Source organism: Nocardioides sp. (assembly GCF_030655615.1).
Lineage (GTDB): Bacteria > Actinomycetota > Actinomycetes > Propionibacteriales > Nocardioidaceae > Nocardioides.
In genome coordinates, this window is record NZ_JAURVJ010000223.1 from 1 (window position 1) to 14,908 (window position 14,908).

Annotated in this window: 18 protein-coding genes; 5 read left to right on the plus strand and 13 right to left on the minus strand. The window is 73.8% G+C overall.

Annotated features, from left to right (window positions below; genetic code table 11):
- The 7 genes from Q7T52_RS19580 to mftA all read right to left on the minus strand — a co-directional run.
- A partial coding sequence (locus Q7T52_RS19580; RefSeq protein WP_304805229.1) for a glycosyltransferase occupies window positions 1-902 on the minus strand: 902 nt, incomplete at its 3' end.
- A gap of 18 nt (window positions 903-920) precedes the next feature.
- Window positions 921-1,709, minus strand: coding sequence for a mycofactocin-coupled SDR family oxidoreductase (locus Q7T52_RS19585; protein WP_304805230.1), 789 nt, complete (start codon window positions 1,707-1,709; stop codon window positions 921-923).
- Entirely contained in the window at window positions 1,706-2,380 is a 675-nt protein-coding gene (mftE, locus tag Q7T52_RS19590; RefSeq protein ID WP_304805231.1) for a mycofactocin biosynthesis peptidyl-dipeptidase MftE, read from the minus strand. Before mftE ends, Q7T52_RS19585 begins: the two co-directional genes overlap by 4 nt.
- Window positions 2,380-3,633 (minus strand): pre-mycofactocin synthase MftD, encoded by a 1,254-nt coding sequence (gene mftD / locus Q7T52_RS19595; RefSeq protein WP_304805232.1) that lies wholly within the window; start codon window positions 3,631-3,633, stop codon window positions 2,380-2,382. The genes mftE and mftD overlap by 1 nt, the downstream gene beginning before the upstream one ends.
- Window positions 3,630-4,907 (minus strand): mycofactocin radical SAM maturase, encoded by a 1,278-nt coding sequence (gene mftC, locus Q7T52_RS19600; RefSeq protein WP_304805233.1) that lies wholly within the window; start codon window positions 4,905-4,907, stop codon window positions 3,630-3,632. The genes mftD and mftC overlap by 4 nt, the downstream gene beginning before the upstream one ends.
- Window positions 4,904-5,185, minus strand: a complete 282-nt coding sequence (gene mftB, locus Q7T52_RS19605; protein WP_304805234.1) for a mycofactocin biosynthesis chaperone MftB — start codon at window positions 5,183-5,185, stop codon at window positions 4,904-4,906. Before mftB ends, mftC begins: the two co-directional genes overlap by 4 nt.
- The gene (gene mftA / locus Q7T52_RS19610) at window positions 5,185-5,295 is read right to left on the minus strand and encodes a mycofactocin precursor MftA (RefSeq protein ID WP_304805235.1); all 111 of its coding nucleotides are present in this window, start codon (window positions 5,293-5,295) and stop codon (window positions 5,185-5,187) included. Before mftA ends, mftB begins: the two co-directional genes overlap by 1 nt.
- Before the next feature lie 90 nt (window positions 5,296-5,385).
- Between mftA and mftR the strand changes: the two genes are divergently transcribed.
- The gene (mftR, locus tag Q7T52_RS19615; protein ID WP_304805236.1) at window positions 5,386-5,997 is read left to right on the plus strand and encodes a mycofactocin system transcriptional regulator; all 612 of its coding nucleotides are present in this window, start codon (window positions 5,386-5,388) and stop codon (window positions 5,995-5,997) included.
- Here mftR and Q7T52_RS19620 read toward each other — a convergent pair.
- The 4 genes from Q7T52_RS19620 to Q7T52_RS19635 all read right to left on the minus strand — a co-directional run bounded on the left by Q7T52_RS19620 (window position 5,985) and on the right by Q7T52_RS19635 (window position 10,624).
- Window positions 5,985-6,788 (minus strand): thioesterase family protein, encoded by an 804-nt coding sequence (locus tag Q7T52_RS19620; protein ID WP_304805237.1) that lies wholly within the window; start codon window positions 6,786-6,788, stop codon window positions 5,985-5,987. The two genes, mftR and Q7T52_RS19620, sit on opposite strands and share 13 nt — an antisense overlap.
- A gap of 19 nt (window positions 6,789-6,807) precedes the next feature.
- Entirely contained in the window at window positions 6,808-8,151 is a 1,344-nt protein-coding gene (locus tag Q7T52_RS19625) for an FAD-dependent oxidoreductase (RefSeq protein WP_304805238.1), read from the minus strand.
- 117 nt (window positions 8,152-8,268) lie between these two features.
- Window positions 8,269-9,723 carry an MFS transporter gene (locus tag Q7T52_RS19630; RefSeq protein WP_304805239.1) on the minus strand — a complete coding sequence of 485 codons (1,455 nt, stop codon included), beginning with the start codon at window positions 9,721-9,723 and terminating at the stop codon, window positions 8,269-8,271.
- 139 nt (window positions 9,724-9,862) lie between these two features.
- On the minus strand, window positions 9,863-10,624 hold the full coding sequence (locus tag Q7T52_RS19635; protein ID WP_304805240.1) for an SDR family oxidoreductase: 762 nt from the start codon (window positions 10,622-10,624) through the stop codon (window positions 9,863-9,865).
- A gap of 98 nt (window positions 10,625-10,722) precedes the next feature.
- Here Q7T52_RS19635 and Q7T52_RS19640 point away from each other — a divergent pair, with 98 nt between their 5' ends.
- Together Q7T52_RS19640 and Q7T52_RS19645 are read left to right on the plus strand one after the other, a co-directional pair.
- Window positions 10,723-11,586: a LysR family transcriptional regulator gene (locus Q7T52_RS19640; protein ID WP_304805241.1), complete on the plus strand. Its 864-nt coding sequence runs from the start codon at window positions 10,723-10,725 to the stop codon at window positions 11,584-11,586.
- A gap of 95 nt (window positions 11,587-11,681) precedes the next feature.
- Window positions 11,682-12,377, plus strand: a complete 696-nt coding sequence (locus Q7T52_RS19645) for a hypothetical protein (RefSeq protein ID WP_304805242.1) — start codon at window positions 11,682-11,684, stop codon at window positions 12,375-12,377.
- A 44-nt stretch (window positions 12,378-12,421) separates the two neighbouring features.
- On the opposite strand, the gene Q7T52_RS19650 is transcribed toward Q7T52_RS19645, so the two are convergent.
- Entirely contained in the window at window positions 12,422-13,357 is a 936-nt protein-coding gene (locus tag Q7T52_RS19650) for a cell wall metabolism sensor histidine kinase WalK (RefSeq protein ID WP_304805243.1), read from the minus strand.
- A gap of 206 nt (window positions 13,358-13,563) precedes the next feature.
- On the minus strand, window positions 13,564-13,716 hold the full coding sequence (locus tag Q7T52_RS19655; protein WP_304805244.1) for a hypothetical protein: 153 nt from the start codon (window positions 13,714-13,716) through the stop codon (window positions 13,564-13,566).
- Window positions 13,717-13,836: 120 nt separating this feature from the next.
- Here Q7T52_RS19655 and Q7T52_RS19660 point away from each other — a divergent pair, with 120 nt between their 5' ends.
- On the plus strand, window positions 13,837-14,487 hold the full coding sequence (locus tag Q7T52_RS19660) for a hypothetical protein (RefSeq protein ID WP_304805245.1): 651 nt from the start codon (window positions 13,837-13,839) through the stop codon (window positions 14,485-14,487).
- A gap of 55 nt (window positions 14,488-14,542) precedes the next feature.
- The coding region (locus Q7T52_RS19665; protein ID WP_304805246.1) for a CARDB domain-containing protein at window positions 14,543-14,908 on the plus strand (366 nt) is incomplete at its 3' end.

A 14,908-nucleotide genomic window follows, 5' to 3' on the forward strand; every position in this document is an offset into this window, starting at 1 on the left:
GCGGCCGCGGCGAGCCCGAGCCCGGGGCGCAGCACCGCCGGGGCGACCGCGGACCCGTGACGTGCGGCGAGCGGGGCCGCGCTGCTGCCGTAGCCGAACGACTGGCGCAGCCACGCACCGACGGTCGGCCGGGTGTCGTGGGTGACCACCACGTCCGGGTCGTAGCGGATGCCGTGGCCGGCGGCGACGAGCCGCCAGACGAGGTCGACGTCCTCGCCGACGCGCAGCTCCTCGTCGAAGCCACCGGCCTCGTCGCGCAGCACCGCGGTGCGCGCGACCAGGCAGGCGCTCGGCAGGTAGGAGACCTCCGAGCCGGGTCGCACCGGTGCGGGGTGGGGGCCGAGGTCGAGGGCGGAGTGGGCGGCGTCGTAGCGCTCCCACCAGCGGGCGTGCGTCGACCGCCCGCGGACGCGCGGGGCGACCAGGGCGACGTGCGGGTCGGCGAGGTGGCGGGTCAGCGCGAGCAGGTCGGCGGCGGCGACCTGGACGTCGGAGTCGACGAGCGCGACGTAGGGCGTCCGCACCCGCGCGAGCCCGGCGTTGCGGGCGCCGGCAGGCCCGGCGTTGACGCCCAGGGTGACGGTGGCGCCGGCCAGGGGCGGGTCGGAGGCGTCGTCGACCACGACCACCGCGAGCGGGTCCAGGCCGGCGAGGCAGCGGGCCACGGCGTCGGGACGGCCGTGGGCCGGGACGACGACCGTGAGGTCGGCGGCGGGCACGGGCTCGACGTCGTCGAGGACCGGGCTGCCGAGCCCGGTGGCCAGCCACCGGCGGCCGAGGGTGGTGTCGGCGTCGACCTCGGTCACGGCCCGGCGCAGGCGCTGCACCGTGAGTGGCGAGCCGCCGACGAGCAGCCGGCCGCCGTCCGCGATCCGGGTGCGCGCGGAGAGGCGGACCCTCACCCGGGGCTCATCCGGGACTCATCCGGTGAAGCCGCCGTCGGCGTGCACGTCGGTGCCGTGCAGGACCGCGCCGGCCGGCGAGCAGGCGAAGGCGACGGTGGCGGCGATCTCGGCCGGGGCCAGGACCCGGCCCAGGGCCTGGTGGGCGACGAGGTCGTCACGGTGGGCGCCGTAGAGGTCGGCGGTCGCGTCGAGCATCGCGGTGTCGGTGGAGCCCGGGGAGACCGAGCAGGCGGTGACGCCGGTGCCGCGGAGGTCGGCGGCCAGGCCGCGGACGATCCCGACCACGGCGTGCTTGGTCGCGTTGTAGGCGGCGAGGTGGAACAGCCCGGCGTGCCCGGCCGCCGAGGCGACGGCGACGAACCGGCAGCCCGACGGGTCGGGTCCGGCGAGCATGGCGGGCAGGGTGGCGGCCGCGGTGTTCCACACGCCCTTGGCGGTGACCTCCCACAGCTCGTCGAGGTCGGCCTCGGGGGTCTCCCAGAGCGGGGCGCCGCCGCGGATGACGGCGGCCGCAGCCACCACGGCGTCGAGCCGACCCCAGCGCTCGAGGGTCTCGCCGACGGCGGCGACGAGGGCCGCGCGGTCACGGACGTCGGCGACCACCGGCACCACGCGCGGGTCGTGCCCGTCGTGCCCGTCGTGCCCGTCGTACGTCGCGGCGACGGAGTCGAGGTCGGCGCGGGTGGCCAGCGGTGGGCCCTCGCACGAGTCGAGCGCGACGACGTGGCACCCGTCGGCGACGAGCGCGGCCACGGTGGCGGCGCCGATGCCGCGGGCGGCGCCGGTGACGAGTGCGACCCTCACGGCACCGGGGCGCCGATCCGGCGCAGGACGTCGTCGACCATCGCCTGCAGCACGCGCTGCCCCTCGGCGGCGGTGGCCCCGGTGGGGTCGCCGAGGACGCCGTTGGGCGACACCGCGGCGACGCCGCCCTCGCGCATCAGCGGCAGGATCTCGCCGAGCGGGCGGGTGTCGCCGGGCTCGGCCAGGTGCTGGCGCACGGTCCAGGGCGAGAGGTGGAGCATCAGCGACGTCTCGGTACGACCGGCGTGGAGGTCGACGAGCTCGGTGGCGCACGGCACCCACGCGACGGCGTGCCCCTCAGTCGTCAGCTGCTCGACGGCGGCGCTGAGCGCCGTGAGGTTGCCGCCGTGGCCGTTGACGAGCACGACCCGGTCGGCCCAGGTGCGCAGCGACCGCACGAGCTCGACGACGGTCGTCCGCAGGGCGTCGGTGCCGATCGAGCTGGTGCCGGCGAACGACTGGTGCTCGCCGCTCGACCCGTAGGCCAGGGCCGGGGCGACCCAGGCGCCCAGCTGGTCGCCGACGGCCGTGGCCACGGCGGTGGCGATCACCGTGTCGGTGTCGAGCGGGAGGTGCGGACCGTGCTGCTCGAGCGACCCGACCGGCACCAGGACCAGCTGGGCGCTGACCGGGTCGCCCGCGTCCAGGGTCGTGGTGTCGGCGAGCCGCATCAGCGCAGGACGCCGTCCTGGGCGCTGGTCGGGGCGCCGATCGCGCGGTGGAACCCCTCGGGCACGAGCAGGTGCTCGGGGGTGAGCTCCTCGATCGAGGAGACCCCGAGGCCGAGCAGGGCGGAGTCGATGCCGGAGCGCAGGACGTCGAGGACGTTCTCCACGCCCGCCTGGCCGTTGGCGGCGAGGCCCCACAGGTAGGCGCGCCCGATCATCACGGCGCGGGCACCCAGGGCGACGGCCTTGACGACGTCGGAACCGCGGCGGATCCCACCGTCCATGACCACCTCGACCTGGCCGCCGACGGCGTCGGCGATCGGCTTGACGAGCCGGATCGCGGCCGGGGTGCCGTCGAGGTTGTTGCCGCCGTGGTTGGAGACCGACAGTGCCTCGACGCCGGCGTCGACAGCGCGCCGGGCGTCGTCGACCCGGCCCACGCCCTTGAGCATGAAGGGCCGACCGCTGATCTGGTGCCACTGGTCGCGCATCCACGCGACGTCGTCCCACGACGGCGGCGGGGTGGTCATCCACTCGTAGTAGGCGGCGAAGAACGTCGGGCCCTTGGCCTCGCCGGGGGCGGCGAGGTTGGGGGCGGTCAGGTCGGGGATCTGGCCGGTCTTGCCGAACTGGTAGAGCCAGCGCGGCTTGGTGGCGACCTTGGGCGCCATCCGGACCATCGTCTTGAGGTCGACCTTCTCCGGGATCTCGGGCGAGCCCCAGTCGCGGCCCATCGAGAACGACCAGTCCAGGGTGGCGATCAGGCCGAGCGCACCCGCGTCGTGGGCGCGCTGCATGCGCTGGAGCATCACGTCGCGCTCGCCGGTCCAGTACATCTGGAAGAACGTCGTGGCGCCGGTGGCCGTGACGTCCTCGACCGACTTGGAGGCGAAGTTGGAGAGACCCATGACGGTGCCGCGGGCGGCCGCCGCCCGGGCGACGGCGACCTCGCCGTCGGGGTGCACCGCCTGGACGCCGGTCGGGGAGATGACGACGGGCAGCGAGATGTCCTGGCCCATCAGGGTGCGACCCATCGCGCGCTCGGCGTGGTGGCCGGCGACGTGGGGCGACAGCCCGAGCTCCGCGAACGCCCCCTGGTTGTCGTCGATGGTCTGGCCGCGCTCGGACCCGGCGAGCAGGGCGCCGTAGACCGGGGCGGGCAGGCGCTTGCGCGCGCGCTGCTGGGCGACGGCGACCGACTCGAACCAGGCGTTCTGCTTCCAGGGGTTCTCGAGCCACTCGGGTCTCCCGGTCACGAGCAGCACCCCTTCTGGTCGTGGGCGCCGCTGGACAGGGCGGGCTCGAAGCCGGCGAGCGGGCTCTCGGCGCACGCCGACGTCGGGGGCCGTGTCATCAGCTTGAGCATGACCGGCTGGTTGCGGGTCGGGCCGGCCTTGGAGTGGTCCTGGCTCGACGACGGGATCGTGCGGTCGCCGGCGAGCGCCTGCTCGCCGTAGCCCTGCACGCACTCGGGGTCGGGACCGTCGAGCGGCAGACCGGTGAAGAACTTCGCGGCCATGCAGCCACCACGGCAGGTGTCGTAGAACGTGCACTTCGCGCACGCGCCGCCGGTCTGCGGGGAGCGCAGCTCGGTGAACAGGTCGGACTCCTGCCAGACCTTCTTGAAGCCGCCCTCGGCCAGCAGGTTGCCGGCGAGGAACTCCTCGTGGATGGCGAACGGGCAGGCGTAGACGTCGCCGACCGGGTCGATCAGGCAGACCACGCGGCCCGCGCCGCACAGGTTGAGACCGGGCAGGGCCTCGCCGAACGCGGCGAGGTGGAAGAACGAGTCGCCGGTGAGGACGCCGTCGCCCTTGGCCATCAGCCAGTCGTAGAGCTCGCGCTGCTGGTGGGGCAGCGGGTGCAGCTCGTCCCACACGTCGGCGCCGCGGCCGCTGGGCCGCAGGCGGGTGAGGCGCAGGGTGGCGCCGAAGCGATCGGCCAGGGCCTGGAACTCGTCGAGCTGGCCGATGTTCTGGCGCGTGCAGACGACCGAGATCTTGGCGTCGGTGAACCCGGCGTCCTGCAGGTTCTGCAGGGCGGTGAGCGCCATGTCGTAGGAGCCCGGGCCGCGGACGTAGTCGTTGACCTCGGCGGTCGCGCCGTCGAGGGAGATCTGGACGTCGACGTAGCCCGCGCAGCTGGGGCCGGCGAGGAACGCCGCCCGCTCGGGGGTGAGGCGGACGCCGTTGGTGGAGAACTTCACGCCGACCTGGTGGTCGACGGCGTACTGGAGCAGGTGCCAGAAGTCGGGGCGGATGGTGGGCTCGCCGCCGCCGATGTTGACGTAGAAGACCTGCATCCGCTGCAGCTCGTCGATGACGGCCTCGGCCTGCTCCGTCGTCAGCTCGTCAGGGTCGCGACGACCGGAGGACGACAGGCAGTGGGCGCACTCGAGGTTGCAGGCGTAGGTGAGCTCCCACGTCAGGCAGATGGGGGCGTCGAGGCCGAGCTCGAACTGCTCGACCAGGGAGCCGCCCGTCGGGCGGGGAGCCGCGGTGACGGGGGGACGTTCGGGGGCGATGGTCATGCGACGGCCTCCTGCTCGCTCGTGCGGGGACGGATCATGTCGGTACGGGCCAGGCCTGCGAGCGCGTCGGCGTAGGCCGGGTGCTGCGCGTCGGGGATGCCGGCGGCGACCAGGGCCGACCGGACGTCGGGCTGCTCGCCGAGGGCCCGGACCACCGTCACCAGCTCGGGCCGCTTGAGGAACGTGAGCTTGCGGTTGCCGAAGTGGTAGGCCAGCGCGCCGAAGGGCTCGAGGCGCAGCGCCACTGCCGGGGACAGGGTCCAGGCCTCGTCGAGCATCAGTAGACGCCGCACATGCCGTCGATCGAGACCTCCTCGATGAGGTCCTCGCTGACGAGCGAGGCGTCGACCTTGTCGTCGGTCTGCGGGTTGCCCTGGTGATCGGTCATGTCGCATCTCCTTGATAGGTGGTGCGGGTCACAATAACTACACTCAGAGCAATAATGGAAGGACCAGTAAGGAAGTGGTGAGGTGTGGCCATGACGACCGCCAGGACGACGCGCAAGACGCTGGCCGGGCGCCCCGAGGCCACGTCGCACGCCGCGATCGAGCAGGCGGCGTTCGTGCTCTTCGCCGAGCGTGGCTTCGACGGCACGACCCTCGACCACATCGCCGAGGCGGTCGGCGTCACGCGGCGCACGCTGTTCCGCTACTTCGCCTCCAAGAACGACATCCCGTGGGGCCAGTTCGACCGCACCCTGGCCGGCTTCCGGGGGATGCTCGACGCCCAGCCTGCCGACCTGCCGCTCCACGAGGCGGTCGCGCGCGGGGTGATCGCCTTCAACGACTTCCCGGCCGACGCCCGCCCGCACCACGCGACCCGGATGCGCCTCATCCTCGAGACGCCGGCCCTGCGCGCCCACTCCGCCCTGCGCTACGCCGAGTGGCGCGGCGTCGTCGCGGCCTACGTCGCCGAGCGTCGCGGCGAGCCCGACCACGCCCTCGTCCCCCAGCTGCTCGGGCACCTCGCGCTGGGGATCGCCCTCACGGCCTACGACCAGTGGCTGCGCCAGGACCGGCACGACGCCGACTCGCTGCTGGCCCTCCTGCGGGCCGCCGGAGCGACGCTCGACGAGGTCTACGCGGAGTGACCGGCTCGGGCGTCGGGCCGGGGCCGCACCGTGAGCACCTGGGCGAGGGTGCCGAACGGCCCGGACTCGTCGTGCAGGGTGCTGCTGGTCAGCCCGTGCCCGCCGGCACCGAAGCTCACCGTCGTGTCGAACCCCAGCCACCCGGCTGACGGCGGCCGGAACAGGTGGGCGGTGAGGTCGACGTTGGGGAAGACGACCTCCGCCGGGTCGGCGCGGACGGTCATGCCGTTGGCGATGTCGGCGAGCCCGGCGGCCGCGGCGGTGGGGCTGATCGGCTCGTCGAGCAGCGGGACGACGGTGCGCACCCAGTAGGCGCCGCGCCCCGGTGACTCCTGGAGGCGGCGGACCTCGGCGGACGCGATGAACCCGCCTGCCCACAGGGCGGTGGGGTCCCAGGCCCCCATCGTGCCGGGCGGAGCGATCGGCGCCAGCCCCGTGCCGGCGTACGACGTGGTGTCGCCGGGCTGCACCAGCCAGGCGCGCAGCACGACGGCGGCGCGGCCGGCCTGGGTGACCGTCGCCTCGACGAGCTCGATCGTGCGACCGGCCCGGCGCACGTCCACGTCGACGGTGAACGGGTCCATCGTGAGGGTGCCGAGGATGTCGTAGGACAGGCGCGTGACGTCGAGCCGGCCGGCCCGGTCGCCGCGGCGCTCGGCGTGGTCGCGCTCGACGAGGTGGCAGAGCAGGCCGAGGGAGGGACCGACGTGCTGCTCGTCGAGGTTCCAGGCGCCGCCGACGTGCTCGGTCGGCGTGAAGGTGCGCTCGTCGATCCGGTCGAAGTAGGGCACCGGTCGATCCTCACACGGGTCACCCCCGGGCGATGCGCAGCATCTCCTCGCGCGGGACGACCTTGACGCGGGTGCGCCCGGCGGCCTCGCCGAGGCCGATCTCGTGGGCGTCGATGCGGCCCCAGCCCTCGAGGGTGGTGACGCTGACGCCGCGCTCGGCGAGGTGCTCGAGGATCGCGTCGGGGTCCTGCTCCTCGCGGGCCGGCAGGACCTCGAGGTCGGCGACCAGGCTGGCGACCGTCTGCGACGCGTCGGACTTGGTGTGGCCGATCAGGCCGACCGGACCGCGGCGGATCCAGCCGGTGACGTAGGTGCCGGGGACGGTCTCGCCGTCGAGGTCGAGCACGCGGCCGGCCTCGTTGGGCACGAGGCCCGCGGCCTGGTCGTAGGGCAGGTCGGCGACGGGGCTCGGCCGGTAGCCGACGGCGCGGTAGACGGCCTGGACCGGGGTGTCGACGTACTCACCGGTGCCCCTGACGCTGGCGTCGCCCTGGAGCTCCATCCGCTCGGTGCGGATGGCCTCGACGCGCCCGTCGCCGAGGATCTCGACCGGGGCCTGGCACAGGTGGATGTGGATGCGACGGGAGGCGCCGGTGGGCTCGGCCTCGAGGTACTTGAGCAGGGTGTCGACGACGAGCCGCGTGCCCTTGTTGCTGCTGATCGCGGTCTGGCTGGCCTCGTCGATCTCGAAGCCCTCGGGGTGCACGACCACGTCGACCTCGGGCGAGTGCGACAGCTCGCGCAGCTCCATCGGCGTGAACTTCACCTGGGCCGGACCGCGCCGGGCGAAGAGGTGGACGTCGGTGACGGTGCTGGCCGCGAGGCCGCGGTGGACGTTGTCGGCGATCTCGGTGACGAGCTGCTCGTCGGCCGGCTTGGCCAGCATCCGCGCCACGTCGAGCGCCACGTTGCCGGCGCCGATCACGGCGACCGAGGTCGCGTCGCCCGTCGGCCACGACTCGGGGGCGTCGGGGTGCCCGGCGTACCACGAGACGAAGTCGGCCGCCCCGTGGCTGCCCGGCAGGTCGACGCCCGGCAGGTCGAGCTCGCGGTCGGTCGAGGCGCCGGTCGAGAAGACCACGGCGTCGTAGTGGCGGCGCAGGTCGGCCAGCTTGAGGTCGGTGCCGTAGGAGACGTTGCCGAGGAAGCGGATCCGGTCACGGGCCAGCACCCGGCCCAGCGCCTTGATGATCTCCTTGATCCGCGGGTGGTCGGGAGCGACGCCGTAGCGCACCAGGCCGTAGGGCGCCGGTAGCTGCTCGAGCAGGTCGACGGTGATGTCGTCGCGCTCCTGGGTCAGGTAGTCGGCGGCATAGATCCCGGCGGGTCCGGCTCCGACCACGGCGACACGGAAGTTCCTCATGACATCACTCTCTGTGCTGGACGGTGCGGGGAGTAGCGGCCTTGTCCCTGTGGACTCACAGGGACAACCTGTGAGCGATGCGTCACGTCGGGACGCAGGTGGGACCAGGGCGAGCGGTCAACGCTGGGCGGCCTCGGCGACGACGCTCGCCTCGGCCTCCGCCTGCGGACCCGGCACGACGTGGGTGCGCGCCTTGACCACGGGGACGAACACGGCGACCAGTGCGGCGAGCGCTGAGGTCACGATGAGCACGGTGAACCCGTGGGTGTAGCCGGCCTCGACGGGCAGCCCGTCGGGGCGCGCGCCGGCCGTGATGACGCTGGCCAGCACCGCGCTGCCGAGGGCGCCGCCGACGGTGCGGATGTTGGCGTTCATGCCGCTGGCGACCCCGGTCTGCGACTGCGGGACGGCGTCGACGATCAGGTTGGACAGGGCTGCGAAGGCGAGGCCGAAGGCCAGGCCGAGCGCGGTGGTCTCGAGGAGCACCAGCCACAGCTGGCCGTGGGCGAAGGCGAGCCCGACGGTGGCGACCGAGGTCAGCGTGGCACCGACGACGAGCACGGCCTTGGAGCCGAAGCGGGCGGCGAGCCGGCCGGAGTAGACGCCGGCCAGGAAGGTGGCGACGGTCTGCGGCAGCAGCATCAGGCCGGACTGGGTGACCGAGGCGCCGAAGCCGTAGCCCGTGACGTCGTCGGGGGTCTGCAGGAACTGGGGGAGGAAGGCGAACATCGAGTACATGCCCATGCCGAAGAGCAGGGCGACGAGGTTGACCGTCCACACGGTCGGGATCCGCATCATCCGCATGTCGATGAGCGGGCTGTCGCTGCGCGCCTCGGCCCGCACCCAGACCGGCAGCACGACCGCGGTGGCGACGAACAGGGCGATCGACACCGGTGACGCCCAGCCCCAGCTGTGGCCCTGGCTCACGGCGAGCAGCAGGGTGACCAGCCAGGTCGACATGAGCAGCGCGCTCGTGACGTTGATGCGGCCCGGCGTGCGCTCGGGCGACTCGGGCACGAAGAAGTGGGCCGCGAACGCCGCGAGCACGGTCATGATCATCGGGATCCAGAACAGCCAGTGATAGCTGAGGACGTCGACGATCGGCCCGGCCAGGACGAGGCCGATGCCGCCGCCGACGGCGAGCAGCGCGGCCGACGTACCGACGGCGCCGGCGACCTTGTCGCGCGGGAACTCGTCGCGGATGATCCCGAAGGTCAGCGGCAGCACGCCGCCGCCGACGCCCTGGATCGCGCGGGCGGCGATGAGCACGCCGATGCTCGGGGCGAGCGCGGCGAGCAGCGACCCGACGGCAAGGGCGCCGAGGGCGACGACGAGCATCCGCTCCTTGCCGACCTTGTCGCCGATGCGGCCGATGATCGGGGTGAAGACCGACGCCGAGAGCAGGTAGGCCGTCAGCACCCACGTGACCGTGGCCTGGTCGGTGTCGAGCGCGGCCTCGATGGTCGGCAGGACGGGGTTGACCATCGACTGCAGGAGCGAGAACGACGCCACGCCGGCACACAGGACCACGAAGGTCACGCGGTAGTCGGTGCGCTGCTCGGTGCCTGCCATGAGGGATCCCGTCGGGTCGTGGTCGTGTGGCCGCAAGGCAGTCCACACTGACGAACCCGGCCCTGGGCCCAGCGGTGGGCGACCCGGAGGTATTCCGAGAGGTGGGTCACATTGGTTGACGAGGCCAACTATCTCCGGCTCACCACCCGACGATCCCCTCGTCGTCGCGGAACGTGCCGGTCGGCCCGCCGTCGGGCAGCGTCGCCAGCTCGAGGAAGACCGCCGCGCCCTGCTCGGGCGTGCGGAACCCGCTGTGGCCGTTCAGGTCGGTCGCGACGTAGCCCGGGCAGCCGGCGTTGACCAGGATGTGGGTGTCGGCGAGCTCCTTCGCGTACTGCACCGTGATCGCGTTGAGGTAGGCCTTGGTCGGCGAGTACGCCGCCGAGACGGGTCCGACCGCCTCCGGACCGGCGGTCTGCAGGGTGAACGAGCCGACGGTGCTCGAGACGTTGACGATGCGCGGCGAGGCCGAGCGACGCAGCAGGGGCAGCACCGCGTTGGTGACGCGGACGACGCCGATGACGTTGGTGTCGACGACCGCCTTGAGCTGGTCGGAGCTGACCTCGGTCGGGGCCTGGGGCATCCCGCCGGTGATGGCGGCGTTGTTGACGAGCACGTCGAGCCGCCCGAGCTCCTCGAGCTGGGCGGCGGCCGCGGCGACGCTGGCGTCGTCGGTGACGTCCAGGGGTACGCCGAACACGTCGTGGCCGTCGGCCTGCAGCGTGGCCACGGCCTCGTCGCGGCGGCCGGCGTCGCGGGCGCCGACCCCCACGCGGAAGCCGAGGCGGCTCAGGCCGGCGGCGATCTCGTAGCCGATGCCCTTGTTGGCGCCGGTGACCAGCGCGATCCTCTTGTCGGGTGCGGTGTCGGTGGTGGTCTCTGTCGTGGTGTCCGTGGTCATGCCTCGATCGTGGCCAGCGCCGGGCGGCGGCCCAAGACCGATCAGGTGGGCCGTCATACCGGGCGGGTATCGCACCAGGTCAGGCGTAGCCTGGAGCCGTGGAGACCCGCGAGCTGCGCTACTTCGTCGCCGTCGCCGAGGAGGGGCACTTCGGTCGGGCGGCCGAGCGCCTCGGCATCGCCCAGCCGCCGCTGTCGCGGGCGATCGCCCAGCTCGAGCGACGTCTCGGCGCCGACCTGCTGGTGCGCACTCACCGCGGCGCGACCCTCACCGAGGCCGGCGAGACCCTGCTCCACGAGGGCCGGGCGGCGCTGGCTGCGGTCGAGGCGGCCGAGCGGCGTACCCGCCGGACGGTCGAGACCGCTGGGGCGGGCGGGTCGGGCGGACGGCCGTCGGTCGTGCTGACCGCCAAGGCCGGTGCGTCGAGCGAGGTGATCGCCAAGCTCCTCGACGCCTACGCCGCCGAGCCCGGCGCGGTCGAGGTCGACCTCGTGCTGTGCCCGCCGGCCCAGCAGTCGCCGATGCTGCGCGACGGGCGGGCCGACGTCGCGATCCTGCACCAGCCCTTCGACGACGTCAGCGGCTTCGACCTCGAGGTGCTGCTGGTCGAGGAGCAGCTGCTGATCCTCCCGGCCGGGCACGCGCTGAGCACGCGCCGCTCGGTCACCGTGGCCGAGGCGTCGTCGATCCCCGGTCTGCCGCTGCCGCGGTGGCCCCGCGTCGACGGCTCCTACCCCGAGGGTCCGGGCCCCGAGCTGCGCGACCTGACCCAGGTGCTCCAGCTCGTCCGGCTCGGTCGCGCCGCGATCGTGCTCCCGGACTCGGCCCGCGCCAACCTGCGCGACGGGCTGGCCGTCGTACCCCTCTCGGACGCGCCGCGCGTCACCACCGTGATCGCCTGGCCGCCGCACAGCCGCTCGGCCGGCGTCGCCGGGCTGGTGCGCACCGCCACGCGGCTCTGAGAAAGTCGGCGCCGCCAGACAACCCGACGGGGACTCGCCACGTCCTACCTCCAGCACCACCTCTCGGATGCTGTCCCCCTCAGGAAGGTCGCCCCATGCGCCGCCCGATCTCGTTCCTCGTCCTGCTCGCCGCCGTCGCTGCGGCCCTCGTGGCCGTGACCCTGCCGGGTCCGTCTGCGAGTGCCGCGGTCGCACGGCAGTCCGCCCCGGCCGCCGCTGCCCCAGCCCCAGCCACTGCGACCAAGATCGTCTACGTGCGTCCCGTGACCGTCTCGGGCAAGCCCGCGCCGGGATGGTCCGTGCAGCGGCTCTCCGGGTCGGTGACCTGTGACGGCACCTCGCCGTCGGCCGTCAACCCGGGGATCACCAGCTGCTACCCCACGGCCTACGGCCTCAAGGCCTGCTGGAAGTCGGCGCGCCACACCGTGCTGTGCGTGCGGGACGCCCGGGTCAGGAAGCTCGTGCGGGTCCGGTACGACGGGGCCTACCCGTCGGTCGAGGGCCCGGTCGAGCCCGCGCCGCTCGACCTCGTCCTCACCGACGGCCGCACCTGCCTGATCCGCAACGGCGGCGCCTGGGGCTCGCCCGCCCAGCACCCGCAGTGGGTCGGGTTCGACTCCTGCACGCGCAAGGCCTCGGTCTACGGCCCCGGGTCCAGCGCGGACGGCATCAACCGCAGCCAGTCGCGCTGGACCGTGCGCATCTGGCGCAGCGGGCCCGACCCGGACGGCCGTCACCTGGTGACGCGCGGCGTCACGACCGGCTGGGTCGTCGGCACCGCAGCCGACTGACGCGCTCGCGTGCGGCCTCTCGTGGCGCGGACCGCGGCTCGGCTCTACCCGAGCAGGTCGGGCTCCCTGGTCCGGTCGGGAGGCAGCGCCGCCTCGACCGACCGGCCCGCCACGTGGGCGGGCAGCACGACCGTGACCTCGGTGCCGACGCCCGGCTCGCTGAGCAGCGTGATGGCGCCGCCGTGCTGCTGCACGAGGTGCTGGGTGATCGTCAGGCCGATGCCCAGTCCGGGGATCGACCGGTCGGTGGCGAACGACGACCGGTAGAACCGGTCGAAGGCCCGCTGGAGCTCGGCCTCGCTCATCCCGATCCCGGTGTCGGTCACGCACAGGACCACGACCGGGACGACACCTCGGCCGTCGACCGGCTCCTGGCGGCCCTCGAGCGCGACCGTGACCACGCCGTCGTCGCCGCAGTACTTGATGGCGTTGGACACCAGGTTGTCGACGACCTGCTCGTAGGCCGTCGCGTCGACGACCGACACCAGCGCGGGGTCGAACCGGGCCACCAGGTCGATCCCGTGGCGCTGGGCCAGGATCCGGTGCTTGTCCAGGGCCTCCCGCGTCAGCGCGGAGACGTCGACCGGGCGCCGGTCGAGCGCGACGTGCCCGCCGGGGGAGAGGTAGAGCAGCTGGTTGATCCGGGCGAGCAGCACGTCGGCGTTGCGGCTGATGACCGACAGCAGCCGGATGTCGGTGTCGTCGGCGGCCGCGGCGACGAACCGCTCCTCCAGGAGCTCGAGGTAGCCGATGACCGAGGTCAGCGGGGTCCGGAGCTCGTGGGAGACCGTGGTGAGGAACTGCGCGCCGCCCTCGTTCGAGTCCAGGACCGTCAGGTCCGCGACCTCGGGCACGGCGACGAGCTCGACCGCCGTGCCTCGCGCCCTCTCGAGCGCGCGCGTGACCCGCAGGGCCCAGAGCGACACGGCGGCCAGCAGGAGCACGAGCGCCACGACGGCCAGCCCGGTCGGACTTGCCATGGCCCCCCGTCCGTCGCGCTCACCGCCCCGGTGCCAGCCCGACGAGCAGCCGCGGCGGGTGGACGGGCGGTCCGGACCAGGGCACTGTGCGAGGCAGGCACGCGCTACCGGGGGCTGGGGCAGCGTCGAACGGTGGCTTCGACGACAAGCCTAGTGGGGATCGCCACCGGGAAGTGGACTTCCCGTGCGGTGACGACGCCCGGGTCTCAGCCGCGGCGGAGCGCGGCCAGCCGGCGGCGCCGGGCCCGGCGCCGCTCGAGGGCGGCGTAGGTCGACGGCAGCGGACCGCCGGTCGTCGTCGGCGCGGTGCGCAGGTGCAGCGACGGGTGGAGGGACGAGTGCATCGTGTGGTGGCTCATGGCGCTGACGCTAGGAAGAGCGGCTTGCCAGGTCCTTGCGTCGGGACCGCAAGCGCGGAGCAAGCCGACCCCAAGCGCCCGGGCGCAGGCTCCTCGTCGACCACGACGAAGGAGAACCCCATGAAGACCTGGCGCCACGCCACCATCGCCGCCCTCCTGGCGGCGCCGCTGATCGGCCTGACCACGGCCTCGGCCACGGCCGACCTCCCCACCCGCACGGCCGGGACCGCCCCCGACGCCGCTCCGGCCGGCGTGGCGACGTACGCCGACGAGGCCGGTGACGTCCGCAAGCGCAAGCTCGACCTCAGGAAGGTCGTCGTCCGCAACACCGCCGACGCCGTGACGGTGCGCGTCCTCCTGCCCGGCGTGCGGAGGACCTACGACTACCCGCTCGGCTACGTCTCGGTCTGGCTGGACACCGACCGGGCCCGGCGGGGCCCGGAGTACGGCCACTTCATGCAGTTCTGGAGCGACTACCGCTTCGCCGAGACGCAGGGCTGGCGCGAGGACCCGACCCCCGAGTGGGGCCACTCGCCGGAGGGTGCGTGCGTCGCCGACGCCGGGCTGCGGGGCGACCGCAAGCACCGGCTGCGCTGGTTCGAGTACCGCGTCGTCAAGCGCGACGGCTGCTTCGAGGCCGACGCCGTGCGCGTCGCCGTGACCACCGTCAACGAGGGCGAGAACCACCCCTACCGGCTCTACGACCGACCGTTCCGCGACCACCTCACGGCCAAGCACGCCTGGACGCCGTGGGTCGAGCAGGCCGGCTGACCCGCTGTCGGCCGCTTGCCAGGCAACCGCAAGCGGCCGGCCGCAGGCTCGGCCCGTGCTCGTGAAGACCCGCATCCTGATCCTGCCCCTCGTCCTGCTGGCCGTGGTCGCGCTCCTGGTGGACACGCTGGCCACCACGCCGACCGCCGCGGCCACCCGCCCGAAGGCCGGGGCGAAGCCCCGGGCCGACCTGGTGGTCGGCGTACCGATGCTCGCGGCGCGCGTGCAGCAGGGCCGGCCGCTCGCCGTCGGCGTCGCGGTCCGAAACGCCGGCAAGGCCAAGGCGGGCGCGACGACCACCCGGTTCGCGCTGTCGACGGACCGGGCGGTCGGTCGCGACCAGGCGCTCGGCCCGCTGCGGGCGACGCCCGCGGTCCGACCCGGCCGGTCGGCGCGGCTCTCCGCCCGCGTGACCGTGCCG

Bases quoted from the DNA above. Each gene is read 5' to 3' on its own strand.
- mftA (WP_304805235.1), bottom strand. From the start codon at position 5,295: ATGACCGATCACCAGGGCAACCCGCAGACCGACGACAAGGTCGACGCC.
- Q7T52_RS19625 (WP_304805238.1), bottom strand. From the start codon at position 8,151: ATGAGGAACTTCCGTGTCGCCGTGGTCGGAGCCGGACCCGCCGGGATC.
- Q7T52_RS19630 (WP_304805239.1), bottom strand. From the start codon at position 9,723: ATGGCAGGCACCGAGCAGCGCACCGACTACCGCGTGACCTTCGTGGTC.
- Q7T52_RS19650 (WP_304805243.1), bottom strand. From the start codon at position 13,357: ATGGCAAGTCCGACCGGGCTGGCCGTCGTGGCGCTCGTGCTCCTGCTG.
- Q7T52_RS19645 (WP_304805242.1), top strand. From the start codon at position 11,682: ATGCGCCGCCCGATCTCGTTCCTCGTCCTGCTCGCCGCCGTCGCTGCG.
- Q7T52_RS19635 (WP_304805240.1), bottom strand. From the start codon at position 10,624: ATGACCACGGACACCACGACAGAGACCACCACCGACACCGCACCCGAC.
- mftE (WP_304805231.1), bottom strand. From the start codon at position 2,380: ATGCGGCTCGCCGACACCACGACCCTGGACGCGGGCGACCCGGTCAGC.
- mftR (WP_304805236.1), top strand. From the start codon at position 5,386: ATGACGACCGCCAGGACGACGCGCAAGACGCTGGCCGGGCGCCCCGAG.
- mftC (WP_304805233.1), bottom strand. From the start codon at position 4,907: ATGACCATCGCCCCCGAACGTCCCCCCGTCACCGCGGCTCCCCGCCCG.
- Q7T52_RS19660 (WP_304805245.1), top strand. From the start codon at position 13,837: ATGAAGACCTGGCGCCACGCCACCATCGCCGCCCTCCTGGCGGCGCCG.
- mftB (WP_304805234.1), bottom strand. From the start codon at position 5,185: ATGCTCGACGAGGCCTGGACCCTGTCCCCGGCAGTGGCGCTGCGCCTC.
- Q7T52_RS19655 (WP_304805244.1), bottom strand. From the start codon at position 13,716: ATGAGCCACCACACGATGCACTCGTCCCTCCACCCGTCGCTGCACCTG.